At 59.6% G+C, this 16,524-nt stretch carries 12 protein-coding genes; 3 read left to right on the top strand and 9 right to left on the bottom strand.

Going from position 1 to position 16,524, the window contains the following annotated elements; all coding sequences use genetic code 11:
- The first annotated feature begins 11 nt into the window (after positions 1 to 11).
- Positions 12 to 1,271, top strand: a complete 1,260-nt coding sequence (locus tag C0039_RS15905) for an FAD-dependent oxidoreductase (protein ID WP_101518644.1) — start codon at positions 12 to 14, stop codon at positions 1,269 to 1,271.
- A 19-nt stretch (positions 1,272 to 1,290) separates the two neighbouring features.
- Here the strand turns inward: C0039_RS15905 and C0039_RS15900 are convergent, their stop codons facing one another.
- From C0039_RS15900 to C0039_RS15860, 9 genes are all read right to left on the bottom strand, one after another.
- The gene (locus C0039_RS15900) at positions 1,291 to 2,133 is read right to left on the bottom strand and encodes a DUF1295 domain-containing protein (protein ID WP_076000117.1); all 843 of its coding nucleotides are present in this window, start codon (positions 2,131 to 2,133) and stop codon (positions 1,291 to 1,293) included.
- 139 nt (positions 2,134 to 2,272) lie between these two features.
- Positions 2,273 to 3,562, bottom strand: coding sequence for a TAXI family TRAP transporter solute-binding subunit (locus C0039_RS15895; RefSeq protein ID WP_076000116.1), 1,290 nt, complete (start codon positions 3,560 to 3,562; stop codon positions 2,273 to 2,275).
- Positions 3,559 to 6,255 (bottom strand): AsmA family protein, encoded by a 2,697-nt coding sequence (locus tag C0039_RS15890; RefSeq protein WP_101518643.1) that lies wholly within the window; start codon positions 6,253 to 6,255, stop codon positions 3,559 to 3,561. Before C0039_RS15890 ends, C0039_RS15895 begins: the two co-directional genes overlap by 4 nt.
- A 10-nt stretch (positions 6,256 to 6,265) precedes the next feature.
- Positions 6,266 to 7,201: a SphA family protein gene (locus C0039_RS15885; protein ID WP_101518642.1), complete on the bottom strand. Its 936-nt coding sequence runs from the start codon at positions 7,199 to 7,201 to the stop codon at positions 6,266 to 6,268.
- Entirely contained in the window at positions 7,198 to 9,012 is a 1,815-nt protein-coding gene (locus C0039_RS15880) for a DUF3604 domain-containing protein (protein WP_165787162.1), read from the bottom strand. The genes C0039_RS15885 and C0039_RS15880 overlap by 4 nt, the downstream gene beginning before the upstream one ends.
- Before the next feature lie 66 nt (positions 9,013 to 9,078).
- Positions 9,079 to 10,326, bottom strand: coding sequence for a carbohydrate porin (locus C0039_RS15875; protein WP_076000112.1), 1,248 nt, complete (start codon positions 10,324 to 10,326; stop codon positions 9,079 to 9,081).
- A gap of 19 nt (positions 10,327 to 10,345) precedes the next feature.
- On the bottom strand, positions 10,346 to 11,359 hold the full coding sequence (locus tag C0039_RS15870) for a HupE/UreJ family protein (protein WP_084179553.1): 1,014 nt from the start codon (positions 11,357 to 11,359) through the stop codon (positions 10,346 to 10,348).
- A 4-nt stretch (positions 11,360 to 11,363) separates the two neighbouring features.
- Complete coding sequence (locus C0039_RS15865; protein WP_101518639.1) at positions 11,364 to 12,224, bottom strand: peptidyl-prolyl cis-trans isomerase; 861 nt, start codon at positions 12,222 to 12,224, stop codon at positions 11,364 to 11,366.
- Positions 12,211 to 13,515: an agmatinase family protein gene (locus C0039_RS15860; protein ID WP_207796472.1), complete on the bottom strand. Its 1,305-nt coding sequence runs from the start codon at positions 13,513 to 13,515 to the stop codon at positions 12,211 to 12,213. Before C0039_RS15860 ends, C0039_RS15865 begins: the two co-directional genes overlap by 14 nt.
- 169 nt (positions 13,516 to 13,684) lie before the next feature.
- On the opposite strand from C0039_RS15860, the gene C0039_RS15855 reads away from it, so the two are divergent.
- Together C0039_RS15855 and C0039_RS15850 are read left to right on the top strand one after the other, a co-directional pair.
- On the top strand, positions 13,685 to 15,274 hold the full coding sequence (locus C0039_RS15855) for a hypothetical protein (protein ID WP_076000110.1): 1,590 nt from the start codon (positions 13,685 to 13,687) through the stop codon (positions 15,272 to 15,274).
- An 8-nt stretch (positions 15,275 to 15,282) separates the two neighbouring features.
- Positions 15,283 to 16,431 carry an MFS transporter gene (locus C0039_RS15850; protein ID WP_101518638.1) on the top strand — a complete coding sequence of 383 codons (1,149 nt, stop codon included), beginning with the start codon at positions 15,283 to 15,285 and terminating at the stop codon, positions 16,429 to 16,431.
- Positions 16,432 to 16,524 lie beyond the last annotated feature (93 nt).

Raw genomic sequence — 16,524 nt, 5'->3', positions numbered from 1 at the left:
AGGTAGCCACCGTGACGATCAACCGTAGAAACTTTATCAAGGCAACCAGTCTCGCGGCCGCGGCCTCCTCGGCGCCCGGCATTCTCCGCGCTCAGTCCGGCAGCGCACGCGTCGTTGTTGTCGGCGGAGGCTTCGGCGGTGCCACCGCAGCGAAATACCTCAAGCACTGGGGCGGCGATAAGGTCGACGTCACCCTCATCGACCCCAGGGCACGGCACACGTCCTGCGTTATGAGCAACCTGGTGTTGAACGGGGAACTACCCCTGAAAGACCTGCGCTTCGGCTATGGTGACCTCACCAGTAAATACGGTGTCCAGGTCATCAAGGATTCCGTCAAACGCATTGATCCCACCGCGCGTGAATTGACGCTGAAACAACAGGTTCCGGTGAACTACGACGTACTGGTACTGGCGGCGGGTATCTCCTTCAAGAAACCCAGGGGATGGATTGCTAACAAAAACCCGCACGCCTGGATCGCCGGGGGCCAGACCAGGCTGCTGAAAGACCAGTTGCAGGCGATGCCTGCGGGCGGAACTTTCGTGATGACCATTCCCCGCTCTCCCTATCGCTGCCCACCCGGACCTTACGAACGCGCCTGCCTGGTAGCAGACATGCTTCAAAGCAATGGCGGCGGCCGGGTAGTGGTACTGGATGCCAACGAGGGCATACAGGCAGAGGAGGAAACCTTCTCCCGGGCATTCGACCAACTGTATGGCAACGTGGTGGAATATTCTGCCGGCGTTGAACTGGGTGTGGTCGACAGCAACGCCAATGTAGTGGAAACCTCACTCGGTGACTTTTCCGGCGACGTGATCAATATTATTCCCACCCAGCGCGCAGGCGGCCTGGTGCGCAATAACGGACTCACTGACGGCGGCTTCTGGGCGCCGGTTGATGTGACAACCTACGAGTCAACGCTTGCCGGCTTCGAGGATATCCACATCATCGGCGACGCCCAGGGCAGCGGCCAACCCAAGTCGGCACACATGGCCAACGCCCAGGCGAAGATCTGCGCAGACGCGATACTGCGTAAACTGGCCAGCCAACCCACCGACCACGCAGAGCGACTGCAAAACATCACCACTAATTCTGCCTGCTACAGTCCAATTACCCGCGACACCGCCAGTTGGCTTACCGCAGTTTTCCAGTACGACATGGACAAGGGTGCCATGGCACTGGCGCATATCGCTGAAGCGGGCGAATGGACGCGGGACAACTACAGCGAGATGTTCGACTGGGCCAACAACCTGTTTGCCGACGTGTGGGGATAAACAGCCAAAAAACGCGCGCTCAGTAAAGCCTGGGCACCAGCGCCGGCGTATGGGCCTTGTACTGTTCGTACCCGGGTTGGCCACCCCACTTCGCGTCTGCCTTTTTCTCCAGCAACACAATACCGCTCACCCGGGTGAGCAGCAGGAAGACAAAGACAGGAGAGACCAGGGTCAGCAGCTGCCAGCCCTGCAAGGCTGGCAACGCCAGCAGCGCGACGCCGGACCACAATACGATCTCGCCAAAGTAATTGGGGTGGCGTGAAAAACGCCAGAGTCCGGACTGAATGAACGCCTCACTTCCGGCCGTGGCACGAAACCGTCGCTTTTGCCGGTCGGCAGTCACCTCAATAACCAACCCAGCCAGCCACAGTCCGGCGCCGACCGCGTCCAGATAGCCCAAAGGCGTCTTGTCCAGCGCAGTGATCGCCGCCAGCGCACAGCCGGCGGTGAGCAGTATCCACAGACCCTGCAAACTCCAGGTGAGGAAGAATCGCAGCGGATCGGGTTTGATGCGATCGAAGCGCGAGTCAGCGCCATCCTTTAGGATACGTGCAAACAGAAAGCTGCCCAGACGCGCGGCCCAGATCAGTACGCAGGCCGCCAGGAGCAGCGAGCGCGCGTCGAGCCTGTCTGCCAGAACAAGGGCAAGCAGCGTAGCATTGATAAAACCCAGGCTACCGGTAAGATCGTAAAACACCTCGGTCTGCTTCAGATAGGCGGGAACGAACGCCAGCCACTGCAACGCGAAAGCCAGCAGTGCGCACCAGGCAAAGACCGGCAGCCCCCCGGCCCAGGCGCCGCCCTGACTGCCAGCCCAGGCCATTAAGAAGGCCAGAATATAAACAACAATCAGAGCGCGCATGACAGCCTCTCAGCTAAACAGGAAGACCGGACCGGAATCACACCAGACCGCACTCGTATACCATCACCCAGAATCGGGACAACCACAACCGGCCGCGCTCCCGAATTGCACACCAAGCGCACTTTGATGCGGCGTGGACCTATGCCTCGCTGGCGCGTTCATCTGCAGCATGCACTTTTTGCCGTACAGCGCCTATATGTGCCTTCAGCGCATAAAGCATACTCGCGTAGGTAACCGGTACTCGCAGGGACGTCACTCGCTGCTCCAACTCTTCCAGTCGCTTTTTGTAATGCTCGATCTGACCGGGGTCCACCGACGACAAGCCGCGATCCATCTGCCTGAGTTCCACATAAACCTTGTAGAACTGACGCCGCATTGCCCAATCGAAAACCGAAGGCATCAATTTTAGCAGGGGATACACGATGGTCAGTAACGGTATCGCCGCCACCAGGACCTGCATAACCAGCACCGCCAGCCAATAGGGCAGTAATCTGAGCAGCAGGGGTTGGCCGTCGGAATAGTAGGCCAGCGCGCTGTCGCTGAGCGGAATCACCTGGTCTATCGCCAGGGGAAAATCGCCAGCCTGATGGAAAATGTCCGGCGCGGAGTGAACCCGCGATGCCGCATCCAGCAGCAGACTCCTGGTGATCGGGTGCAGGCCATCGCGCACGACAAGAATAGTGGTAAAGGCGAGTATGCGCGTATCCTGTGCTGGCAGGTTGTGGGCAAGACTGCCGATCCCGGCGGGCACGATCAGCTTGCGTAATTCGGGAAAGAGTGCGGCGTAGGCGTCGGCGCGCTCAAAGTCTATGAGGGTAACGCCCTCCATCGACAGCAACCGCTTCAGCACGGGCGATGCGGCATTACTGACGATGGCAACGGCATCGAGTTCACCGTCGCGCAAACGCTGCTCCGCATCAGCTGGCGCGAGCTCCAGCAGAGGCATGCTGGCCGCATCGAGACCGTTTAACTCGAACAGGTAGCGTGTAGCGGCGTTCGTTCGGCTGCCGGCTGGCCCGATAGCGATGCGGCTGTCGCCCACACCCGCCATCGCGCCAGCAAACAATTGCGGGTCGCGGGCGAATATCCACAGCGGCTCAAAAAACATGGCACCCAGCGAACTCAAGTTCTGGGCCTCGCGCGTATCGGGCGTACCCATGGTCAGAAAGCCAACATCGCTTTCACCCAGCGACAAGCGCAAAAGATTTTCGCGGGCTCCTGCTGAAGGCTGCAGTACCAGTTCCACGCCGCTTTCAGCCAGAATCTCACGGTATTGCTCCGCCACGCGCTCGTAGGCACTGCCGGTGGGGCCAGTACTGATAGTGACCGTGCGCGGCGGGGTAGGATTGAGCACACGAAACGCCACCACTACGCTGGCGACACTGACGACTACTGCTAACAGCGTTAGCAGGATTCTGATTCGACTCATGGCGTTTCTCCCGTGTTCTGCCCGGTCCCGTACAAAGCCTCCAGCCGATCAAACTTCGTCTGCGCGGCGAGCAACGCGGTGTCACATGCCCTGGCGCTGGAGGTCGCGCGCTCGAACAGGCCCTTGGCCAGAATCGACAATCCCCCGGTGGCCAGTGCCGCGCCGCCTTCCAGTATGGCTGAACCGGAATCCAGGCCCAGGCGCGGCTCGCCCAGCGTGCCACTTACGTTCACAAACGGGTGCACCAGGTTGCCAAGCCCCAGACCCAGACCTTTCCTTGGCACGGTATTAAAGTCAGCCTCCACCTTCTCCGTATCCAGATCCACGCGAGCCTTGGCGAACACATTGAGCCGATCACTCTGTACCACCAGCAGCGGCTCACCGACCAACTCACCGTCCTCTACAACAGCCAGCACAGTCGTACACTCAATATTGCTGTAGCGGTCCTGCTCAGCGAACGGGTTGACGGTGTTCAACAACTCCATCAGGAAGTCGTTGGTAAACATACGCATGGCGCTAATATCAACCTTCCCGGGGCCGCTGGACAGACGTAAATAGCCGTTGCTGCCTGCGGCCAGTTCACGCAGTGTTTCGCCGCGGCCAATATAGGCCAGCGACACATCGTAGCGCGGCAGCAGTGCCACTTCTTGCGGGTCCTGCGCCGGCAGACCGACGGAAATGTTTGACCCGCTCAACCTTACCCATGCCTCAACGCCCTGTGCCAATTGCTCCAGACCTGCGGAGGCCTCAACCAACCCATCTCCCTGGCCACGCAAGGCAAAGCGGCTCAGCTGCAGCTCACCTCCGGCCAGCTCGCCCTGCAGGTGGACGTCGTGAACAGCCTCGAAGGGCAGCTCAATCCGCTGTGCTCGATAATCCAGCGTCAGCTCCAACGCCGGCAACTGCAAGACGGAAAGATCGAAGTCAGGAATCACCCGGCGATCTTGCGATGCTTCCTGCGGCGCAGCCTGAGCCGGTGCCTCTGCAGTCTCAGGCAGCCAGGGCCTGAAGTCGACCATCCAGGAACGCAGCTGCAGCGCAACGCGCGGTACCGGACCTCTGTCTGCAGTGACGTCGCCGCTGAAGTCGGAGCCGGTCACCTTACCAGAGAACGTCGCCTTCACCGGTGCCGTTTCGCTCGCCAGATTCAGCAAGGGCTGCACCTGCAGAGACAGTTCATCCAGCTCTAGAGCAAGCTCACCGGACAGCACAGATTCGTTGACCAACTGCATATCGGCGGTGCCGGCAAAGGCGCTGTCCAGTTCTGCGGGAATGGATGGCAGCCAGGACCTGGCGCTATCACCGCGCAACTCAAGCAGCACTTTGCTGCCGTCGCGTGCAGCGCGACCGGATATGGCTACAGCCTTGCCACCGAGGGTAGCCAGACCGTTATCCAGCTCCACTGACTCTCCCGTCAGCCCTATTGATGCTGCAATATCAAAGGCCTCTGCTGGGGCATCACTGACGCCCAGCCTGCCCAATATCGCCCCGGCCGAATCACCGAGCAGACTGAGCTGCGCGGAAGAGCCGCTCAAATCCGGCGATGTGAAGCGCAACACTCCCTGCGCGATCAGTTCCGCATCCAGAAAACTGGCGTTGAGGCGAAAAGGAGAACCCTCCGGCCGCGGCGACTCAGTGCTGAGATCGATACGGAAGGGACCCGCTCCGGCGGGCAGGTCAACCTCCAGCGCGCGCAACAGCGTGTCACTATCGCCATTGATACCGAGATTCAGGACAGCGCCCTCCAGCGAACGCAGGTTGACGAGATCGCCCTTCAGTGTGGCGGCGACGTCGCCCACGCGGCTGTCTACCTGCACGGCCAGCCTGTTATCCAAGGGCCTGACGCTGCCCTGCACATCCAGCGCACCCTCGACGCTCACCCGCAGGTTCAACAATTGTGCCAGGTAATCGAACGAGGGGCCGGACACGCGCATTGCGGCATCGGGCTGCGTCAGCTGTGCAAGGTTGGCTACCGAACCGTCACTATCGAAGGTGATTTCGCCAACCGCCCCGGCCAGCTCATAGGAAACCGCACCCGCATTCAGCAACTCTTCGAACGGTCCTGCGCGCAGGGTAGCCGTCGCCGCCGTGCCATTCACGGACGCATCCAGCGTAAACGCCACAAAACCGTTATCGTCCAACTGCTGGCGCGCAGAGGCGACAGTCAGTTCGATCGGCTCTGCAAACAAGGGACCCGAGTAGCTCAGGGTGGTGCCGTCTATCGACAGCTCTCTTATCAGTACAGGCACTGCAGCCATGGCATCCTCATCTTCCACTGGCGCGGGTGAGTCATCCTCGGGCCACAGCTCCCAATTGGCTGCGCCCTCCGGCAGTTGCTCCAGATCTATATCAATAGCGCCGAATCGCGCGGAATTGACCACCACCGTCCCCGTCAGCAGGGACGCGGTATCGATTTCCAGACGCAGCGAGCCAACGCTGATGATGTCCGGCTCCGTCGCCCATTCGGCATTGTCCAGACTGATGCCCTGCGCGGAGATATCGATGGTGCGCCCGACTTCGATATGCAGCGGACCCGTGATCTCCAGCTCGCGCCCCAATGCATCGCTGGCGAGTGATTCAATCGGCTCCTTGAATCGCCCCAGGTCGATGCTGACCAGGGCGACGATCAGCAACATCAACAGCACCAGTGTTGCCAGCAGGCCCCAGGCAACTACTTTCGTCGCAGTAGTCATGGGGAATAAGTCAGATGCCGAAACTGAGTCTCAACCACAATGCATCTCCTTCCAGTCGATTGGTACCGCCGAATTCGTGGTAGTAACGCGCCGACAGCAGCAGCTCATTGCCACCGGAAAGCGTGGTCACATAACTGACAATAGGGCCGGCACCCAACACTCTCCCCTTATTGCTGCCGAGCACGTCTGGCGCTCCGTCGTCGGCGGTAACCTGCTGAAACCAGTAACCGGCGACACCGGCCATCCAGTGATTGGCAAACCACTGGCCAAGAGTGAAATCCAGATGGAATTCATCTCCCGACTCGTAGTCCGTATCCTCATTGCCGAAGTTAATGGTGTAACCGACCGCCAGTGACAGTTCGCGACCGGTCTCCTCACTCAGGTAGGTCAGGTTGTACATGGGCTCCAGGGCGGGGCGATTCAGACCGGTGGTAGCCAGGTCGTGTTCATCCCATCCGCCAGTGGGCAGGTAGGCGTTAAGCATAAACATGCTGTGCCAGTTGCTATCGTGCCAGCCCAGAATCAGTGGAGTCAGGGTCAGGTCGCCAAGGCCGCTGGCAGAGTCCTTGTCGCGCAAAGGCTGGTTAGCTGCGGTGAGTGTGGCACCCACATCCACAGAAGGGTAGCTGCCCATGATGCTGAAGCCATATCGGCCGCCCAGCCAGCTAAGCTCGGTCACGTGCATCACCGAGAGCATGGGCACGGCCATCTGCGAATCAATCTTGCTCACCACCTGGTTTTCCAGGAACGCCTCGTTCAGGTTCCCGTCATACAGCCACACCTGAAAGTCGCCATAGGTGCCCGCCTCAGGCATGACGCCCGCCATGGCACTGAAAAAACCGGGGGCATAGAGACTCACTGCGCCCTCTGCCGCCTGCAGGGGCCTGGCGAAAAGGAACGCAAATACGCAGAGCGCAGCGATGGCGTTTCTCCATATACCTGTCACGGCGTATACCAGATAGGCGAGGTCCAGGCGCGCTCCTGGATAGCGGCGGGCACGTCATTGGGCAAGGCAAGGTCGGCCCTGGCAGCGTCGTAGGTCGACCATCGCGGCGTGGGTATCTGCAGAACCCGGGCATAATAGAACGCAGGCTGTTGCGGATCGAAATCAGGATCGCGCCAGAAGCCGGACAACTGGTCGGCGCCGATGGAGTTTTCAAAAGTGGCCCTGGCTGCATCAACTGTGTTGCCCACTGCTGGCAAGCGACCAGCCTTATCCAATTGCCTGTTTCCAGACCAGACGACATCATAGATCTTTTCATAGACTTCGCCGTCAGCTGTCAGCCAGCCTTTGACGATCTGGATGCGGTCCAGATTGCCGCTTTGCGGGTCGCGAATGGCCTGCACCAGGAAACCCGGGGCGGTCTCGAGTCTGTCGAGTACCCCGCCCATGGGGACACCCCGAGCATAACCCAGGGCGGCAAGATCCACATTGGATGCCATCCCTGATGTCAGCGCCCCGCCGCCGAAGAGACGCACTTTAATGCGTACGCCACTGGTGCCGAAGGTTTCCTTCCGGCGCATCGCGTTCCAGATTTCCTCTCGGGTATTGGCTGCGGCCCATACTCCGGTCAGCCCCCCGGGATTGAGTAGCCGCAGGTCAAAGACTTCCATATTCGCATTGAGGCGTGCCGCCGGCGTGGCATCACCCAGGCCGTGCGAACCGTTGAAGTCGAACTCGTCGGTATCGCCCATCAGGCCGTTGTGCTGGTCGGTCGCTGCTACAATGCCAAAGCCGAACGGATTCACGCCCAACTTCTGCTTCAACGCCATGCCGTTTTTCAGGGCTTCGCGCACCCAGTTATGGGGTGACGGGTCCACCTGCCCGACAAAATTGACATCGCCGACCAGTTCAAAGTTGATGAACTCGTCGTTGGGAGCAAACTGTGGACTGCTCTCCGACGCGCCCTTGGCCTGTACTATTTCGAACAATGGCTCATTGGTGGCGCGGCGGCGTGCGTACTCCGCATCAATAGGCCTACCGTCAGAGTAGGCTGGTTTGAACATCAGGCCACCGGACATGTTCGCATTGTGCGGAATGGCGAGCACCCGTTCCGGGCCACCGCCGGTGGTCTCCATCCAGGTCCACAGTTCTTCTACAGTACGTGCCTCAAACCAGGATACGGGTAGTACAGGCAACTTGTCGCTGCGGAAAAAAAGGTTGCGATGCAGGTTGCTGCCGTCGGGTGCCGCCGTCCATTCGAAACCGTGTAACGTGGTGAATGTACCCGGCTGGTTGTAGCGTTCGGTGATCTCGACAATGTCCCGCCAGACATCGCCGGCTGTCTGCGCGGCAAACTCACCTTGCTTTCCGGAAAAGTCCGGTGGGCGCCGTCCCTCGTCCTCTGCCGCGAGGATGGTCTTGAAAAAGTTCTCGTCCCCCGCCCTGGCATTGCGTGCAAAGGGGTTATTGTATTTCTCGTGGTCGGGGGAAAGGATCATGCGCATCTCGCCCAGCCATTCCGCGTGCTCCACCACCGAGGCGAAATCCAGTGGTTGGGTGATACGTGTTTTGCCGCCACCGGGTATGGCCACTTCTTCACCCTGGGCAAAGCGATAGGCCTCATCCGGGCCGACTACCTGATTGCCAAAGCCATAGGCGTCCAGAGACCAGGCCGTATGCAGGTGCAGCTCACCAAAATAGGCGGTTTTGGGTTTGCTCTCACCACCATCCACAGCCATTGCCAGATCGCTGCAGGCGATTGCGCCGGCGAGACCGAGACCCCGTAAGGTGATAATCAATAGCGTCTTTTTCATTGCCTTTCTCCCTGGCCTCCCCATGACTACGCTGAGGAGACCCTGATAAATCTCGGTTGGCAAAAGTCAGAATACAAACCGCATGCGCAAGCCCCCCATCCACGCCTGATTCCGGTTGCTCAGCGCAGGGTCCAGCACTAATTGCAGGTCAGCGCTGAGCTCCATAAAGGGAGCGACCTGAATCATCCAGAACGCGTCCAGCCCGTACTCGCCGTCAAGGTCGCGGTCGGTTGGCTCACCCCACCAGGCACCCACGCCAATTCGATCATTCTGCATGCCCAGCGGCTGCTTGATCTGCGCGCCCAGGGAAAGCCTCTGTTTGAAGTCGCGAAAGTCTTCGTTGGCATAGGCATAGCGGAATAAAGCGCCCAGCTTGTCACCAATGTCCTGGTCGGCACTAACGGAAATGCTCCAGCCCGATGGCTGCGCAGCAACGCCGTCACCCACCGCGTCTGTCCACGACGGGGTAAAGCGATATACGCCCTCTCCCAGGCCAAAAACATTTTCCGGCGTCAGCGCAATCTCGGCCACGTACTCCAATTCATCGGCGTGCAGTTCGTCGAACTCAAACCATTGACTGGTGCCACCCGCCTGGCGAACCATGGTCGATACGTACCATTGCTCCTCCTTGTACTCCACGAAAGCACCCAGGCCCAATCGGCCGGTGTAGGGTACAACCGGATTGTTCACCAGCATGGGAGAAAAGAAATCCTCGCGATCGCTGATCGCATAGCGATTGAGGTTCAGCAGTACGCGGCTGGTCAGCTTGCCTGCCATCAGGCGCCAGCGTTCGCCAAAGTGCTGTTCCCAGGCAAAGTGCTGCAGAAAATCGGACGAGCCATTGCCCTCCCCGGTGACGCCCCCATTGAGCGGCGACAGAACCCCCATTCGCTGCATGAACTCGCTGGTATTGTGCTCGGTGAAGGTATTCTGAAACTGATACCAGGCAAGTAAGCCGTTTTCATCGTCGCTGTCCGCTACAGTTGGCGTCCACTTGAGGATAAAGTTGGCCTCATCGCCAGCCGTATTACCTGCACCACCATCCAGTTGCGTTTGAAAGAGAGGGGCATACTCGACCACGTAGTGGATGCCTGCGCGCTCACTCAAGGATGCCTTGAAGTTAAAGTAGGGCTGCAGGGCATCAATGGCCGGGGCCATCGCGAGATGGCCGGTGCGCTGAGCAGGATCGCGGTACTCTTCGAGCACAGACAATTCACCGTAACTCGTTTGATGGGGGCGTTCGCCCGTCTCTTCGCCGGCGGCCGCGCCGGCAACGGCGAGCATACCTAGCGACAACTGCAGCTTGCGCATCATAAGGCCCTAACGGGCGGACTCAGACCGCAAAGGACGCCACCCGCTCGATGGTCCAGAACATCCCCAGTGCACCGAGCAGGCAGGCCGTGGCCGCGCGAGCCTGTAGGGGAAAAGCGAGAGGGCGCACAAGCAGCGCAAGCGCCAGCACCAGGCAGACAAACAGGAGCTGCCCGGCTTCCACACCGATGTTAAAAGCCACCAGACCCGCTAACAGTTCTCCCTGACGAAACCCGATCTCATTGAGCGCACTGGCAAAACCGAGACCGTGCAGCAGGCCAAAGAGCAGCGCTATAGGCACCCCCCTGTTTTTTCCTGGGGAGGGCCGCAGCACTTCGCGCGCTACAAAGGCGATGGACAGGGCAATGCAGGCCTCCACTGCGGGTATCGGTACATTCACCCAACCGATAACGGCCAGTGCAAGCGTCAACGAATGGCCCACGGTGAAGGCAGTGACCAGGGCGACCAGGTGGCGGCCGCTGGCGATCAGGCACAGCGCCAATACAAACGCCAGGTGATCCCAACCACTGAGGATATGCTCAACGCCCAGGGTGAAATAGTCTTCTAACGTCTGCCACATCGGTCGCGCGGTTTCGCGCATTTCGTCGAACGTCAGCTTGCTGCCTCGCTCGCTGATATTGATGAAGAACGTACGCTCGCTGCCGTCCAGTAACGTCGCCTGCACGGCCACCGCTTCCCTGCGCCATGGAAAATCGATACCTTCCCCAGCCGCCACAGGACCCATACACGACAGCGCCCAGATATCGAGTCGATTGCGCGACGGCAGCGTCCGGGAGCCGCCAGCGGTCACCTGGCAACTTGCTGGCACACCCGGTGGTTCAGGTTCGATATTCTCGGGCAGTTTGACCTGCAGCAGGAACTGGTTGGGTGCATTCTCTTGCAACACGATACTGGCTACCCCGGTGTCGTGGGCAGACGCAGCGGGTGCCAGCAGTAAAGCGAACACTAGCGGCATGACAGAGGCACAGGTCGCCAGCCGTTGCGCGCGAGACAGCCAACTACGCAAAGCAGGCATTACATTACGACCCCGCAACCTGCAGCGATGGCTTGAAGGCCTCCACTTCAACACGGTAGCCACGGCGCAGCGTATCGAGTTGCTGCCTGCGCAGTGCCTGTCGTTGGCTTATATACCAGTCCTCGCGCAAGTAACGCTGCAATTGGTCCCTGGGAAATTCGGCCTGCGGGCGTCGCTCAACAAGCTTGACCAGCAACAACCCCTGCGGCCCACTATACGGCCCATGCCAGCTACCCGGAGCCGCAGCAGCCAATACCGCTGCGTTCTCCGCACCAATCGCCTCCGCTATTTCTATGTCCATCACACCATAGACCTGACTGACCCGCCCCAGTATCGAGGGCTCCAGGGAACCGCTGGCAAGCGCCTGCACTGTCTGCGCGTCAACCGCGTCCTCTCCAGTATGAACCTGCACAAGATCGGCCTGGGCGGGGCTCTGGTAACGCTCCGGGTTCGCCAGGTACATTGCCTGAAGATCGGCCTCGGTTGGCTCGCCCGGCTCCTGCTCAACTACAAAACTCATCTTATTGATGAGTTGTCGACGCACCCTCCCATCGCCACGGTTCAGGCCTAGCGCATAGGCTGAGCGCACCAGTACTTCCTCGTCGATGTGTCGCTGCACCAGCTGCTCTAATTGCTCCGCTGAGGGTGCGCGACCTTCAAGCAGGCGATGCTCTTCAGCCAGCGCAGCCACTCTGTCCCGGGTAATGACAATCAACTCAGCTTCAGGCTCACCCCAGACGTTCCAGACCGCAAAAATCATTCCGGCCAGAAGGGTAAAGCCGACCAGTGGTTCTGCGAGCGCTTTTCTCAGGTAACCTGTCATTGCATCTAAGGCCTTGAGTTTGCTGGGCTCAGTGACCGTCATCTACCATCACCGGATGCAAGTACCCGGGCTCGGTCAGGCCTTTCTTGCGCATGGCCATACCGTTCAGGCATTGGCGCAGCACCGCCTTGGCATTTTGCACCGAGGTGTACCCCACATCCGCATCCGGCTTTAACTCAACGATTTCGACGCCGACAATATCGTTCTCGGCGCACAAGCGGCGCATCATCGGCAAAACCTCGCGGATATAGAGACCACCCGGTTCGGGTGTTGCCGTGCCGGGCATGAACGTCGGGTCTATTACATCCACGTCGAAGGAGATAAACAGGTAGTCGGCCTGCTCCCGCACCTCTTTCAGAGCATCCTCCATCACTGCTTCCCAGCCTCGCTTCTCTACCTCAGCCATGGTGTGATACCGAATACCGGCGGCACGGGCCTCCTTAAGCGTGGGTACATCGGTAGAGGTGGGACCGCGCAGGCCAACCTGTACGAACTTATCGCCTTCCAGAAAACCCTCAAGCAGTAACGCGCGCACCGGGTTGCCGTGGGTATGGATATGGCCAAAACCGGTCGGTGCATAGTCCTGGTGGGCGTCAAAATGGATAACCCCGATCTTGTCTTTACCATAGACGTCTGCAAGGGCCGCGTAATCCGGATACATCAGGGCGTGAGCACCACCGACAATGATGGGCACAGTCTGTTTGCCATTTTTCAGTTTTACGCCGGCAATCTGGCGTACGAGCTTGCGTACTTCCGGAATGGTTCTCTCAAGGCTCAGCGGTTCCATCGGCGCGTCCCCGTAGTCCACCACCCGCAATTCACGCTCCCAGGCTAATCCGGAATCCAACTCCGGCATGGCCCACTCTCCCCACAGGTGGTATATCTCCGAGCGATGTGGGTTACGCATTTCCATCGGGCCCCAGGTGCGCGCACGCATGCCGCCCACCAGTTCAGCACCCATGATTGCCACGTCGACTTCACCTGCTTTGAGATCTTCCGGCGTCAACGCGACCGGCAGATGGAAAAAGGTGGGGATACCAATCCACGGGAATCCACCCTTGTAGCGCTGCACATTGATCGGGCCGGGCTCACGCCCTTCCGCAAGGTCTTCACGAACCACTCGCCAGGCATCGTATCCGGGGTCATCCGGATTGAGATGGACAATGGGCTGCTCACCTTTATCGATCGGGTCGACCATCGCCGGGTGCTCATCGGGAGAGCCGACCAACTGCGCCTGCACCGCCCCGGTCGCGCCACATAGCAGGACTGCTGCGAGCAGCTTCGCCCATGCCGTCGGCGCATTTCGTTCAGCGGGGTGATTAGTTTCTTGCATATGTCTGACTGTTCTTATCATGGTTGCTCTCATCGCTGTGACGACATGTGTGTAGGGGGAAGTGTGGCTATATTCACTGCGTGGTGGTAGGTTAAGAAAGTTACCGTTTTCAATAACCGACCGTTAACTCCGTTGTTAACGCGCAGAAAAAGTGGAGAGATTGACTGTGATGACGCCTGCCAGACCAGCGCGGTCACATTCGCCCGAAGACTGGGCAACCACTGGCGTGCGCGAAGACCTGGAGCACCTGATTGCCAGCCGCGACTTTCCGGCTTCCCCCCGCCTGCGTAAGCTATTGACCCATTTGGTAGAGAGCGCCCTCGATGGCAACGAGCGGGTGCTCAATCAGCGCGAACTGGCCGCGACCATATTTGGCCGCGGCGATGAGTTTGATCCCGAGCTGGACGCCATTGTGCGAGTGGAGATGATCAAGCTGCGCAAGGCAATCGACGCTTACTATGCAGCTACCAAAAATTGTTATGAATACCGGATCAGTATTCCAAAGGGGCACTACCTACCCTGCTTCGAGCGTGTCGGGGAGAGGCCGCCTGCGACAGCGCTCAAGACAGAGGACCTCTCGTCCCGGCAGACGCTGCTGGTGACATCTTTCGAGTGCAGGGACGCATCTTCGGGTGCAAACAGTCTGGCTCAGAGCCTGACGGATGAGCTGGAAATCACCCTGGCCAGGCTGCCCTGTCTGCGCATTATTCCGCACCAGAGAGCGGACGATGCGTCGCAGCAATTTACGGGCTTTATGCTGCATGGCAGCGTCCAGCGAGACCAGTCGCGTCTGCGCGTCAATGCCAGTCTGCAAAGCCTGGCCAGCGGGGAAATCCTGTGGGCCGAACGGATTGACAGGGTCTGGCGGGAGGATGCCATACTGGCCGTGCAGGATGAGATTGTGACCACAATTCTTGCGCGCACAGCGGACGTGTATTCAGGCACCATCAATCAATCACTGATGGAAGCCATTCACCCCGAGCACAAATCATCTTTCACCAGCGAGGAGGCTACACTCCTTTTTTATCGTTACTTCAACCGGCATAGCATGGAGAGCTACCAGGCAGCCCGCAGGGCGCTGGAGTATGCTGCGCCGCGCGATCCCGAGAATGCGGTTCTACTTTCCTTACTGGTCGATGCGCGACGCGCCGGCTACGCACTGGGCTTCACCGAAGAAGGGCCCCTGCCAGAAGAGTCAATCGCCCTGGCCCGGCGCGCACTCGCCCAGGCCCCGGAAAACGCCACCTGTAAACTTGCACTGGGCTACGCGCTGCTGCGGGCCAGGCAAAAAGCAGAGTTGATGCAGGTGTTAGGCCCCTTGTTGGATGACCAGCATCTTTCTCCGGGTTACCGCGGAGACGCAGCGCTGGCGGTGGCGCTCGCTGGCGAATGGCAGCGCGGCTGCGAGGTGCTATCCGAAATTCAGACCTTGATGCCGACGGCGCCGCACAGTTTGAGCTACCCCGCCTGCCTCAACGCGTACCGACAAGGCCTCTACGATCAAGCGCTTGCCGTCGCAGATCAATTCCGCCCTTCTCCATTGTTCTGGCAACCCATGCTACGCGCAGCAATCCTCGGGAAACTCGGGGACACGGCTGGTGCGGAGAAGCAATTGGCGCTTTTACTCGACTCTCGGCCTGAATTTCCGAGACTCGGTCGCCGCTGGCTGAGTTGTTTTGTCCTTGAGGACTCCCTGGTGGAGGAGATTCTCAGCGGACTCGCTGCGGCAGGCCTTGCCCTGAGCACTGGCGAACACTGAACGCGGGAATGCGTATTCGGGCCCGCGAGGCCACACCCTTGCAGCTGCCCGCCGTTCTGCTTGCGGGCATGAGTGGTGCAGCCGCTTTTAACCTCGCCCCGGTATTGCTTCCAGCTGCCAGTGATGCGCTGGCCCTGAGCGACAGCCAAATCGGTTATCTGATGACTGCCGAAATCGCTGGCCTGGCACTCGCGTCGCTGTTCAGCTTGTTACTCGCACCGCGACTGGGCTGTGCAGTGCTCTGCCGCCTGGGTCTGGTCGGCATCCTCGCGGGCAATCTCTCGTCACAATATGCCAGCGGCTTCGAAGGGTTACTTCTGCTCAGATTCTTGACCGGCCTGCTTGGAGACGGTCTGGCCTATTCTGGCGCCCTCGTGTTACTCGGTCGGCGCAGCAATGCGACCGCTGCCTTCGCCCTGCTCAGCCTGTCAAACATGATCTATGCCGTCTGCGCACTGGCGCTGCTGCCCCCCCTTGGTATTAACTGGGATTGGACATCTGTTACCAGCCTGATCGCCGGAACCGCTACACTGGGCCTGGTCCTCAGCGGCCGCCTGCCTGCGAGAGAGACATCAAAAGCGGCGAACCTGACCCACCTTCACCTGACTCGACCGGCGAGCCTGCTTCCCACTATCGGTTTATTTACCTATGCCGTGAACCTGGGTGCAGTCTGGACCTATGCGGAATCTCTCGGTGACGCCAGCGGCGTGCAGGGTGGCAAACTAGGTCTGTACTTGAGTCTTTCACTGGTCTGCCAGGCGGCAGGGTCACTCACTGCCCTGGCAATGAGTAATCGAATCAGGCGCGAGTCACTGCTGCTCTCCGTGCTGGTTATGCAGTGTATTGCAATGTCCGTGTTCAGTTTTGGCGGAGGGCCGCTCGCCTATCTGCTGGCGATTTCACTCTGGGGCTTTTCGTGGAATCTGGGCATCGCCAACTTTCTGGGCAGCATCGCCCATTCACCCGCGGCCAGACCATTGCTACCTTTGGCTCCGGGTGTAGAGGCCCTGGGGGTTTCCATGGGGCCGGCACTGGTAGCCGTTTTTCTTCATCGGGGGGTCGTTACCACCGTGGTGGTGGTTGCCCTGGCCTCGGCTATCAGCGGAATCTCGGCGATATTCCTGGCTGCCCGGGACGACCAGCGGCGCCGCCGCTGACAACCGGTGCGCTAAAGAGACACTGGATTCGTCTGCCCTCGTCCATTCTCGGTTACCAGCCTTTGTGAGCAGACCCAGCGCATAGAATCGGCC

The sequence above is a fragment of the Pseudohalioglobus lutimaris genome (assembly GCF_002866825.1).
Classification (GTDB): domain Bacteria; phylum Pseudomonadota; class Gammaproteobacteria; order Pseudomonadales; family Halieaceae; genus Halioglobus; species Halioglobus lutimaris.
The sequence above is the reverse complement of the archived record's forward strand: the minus strand, read 5'-3'. Positions and strand labels throughout refer to the sequence as shown.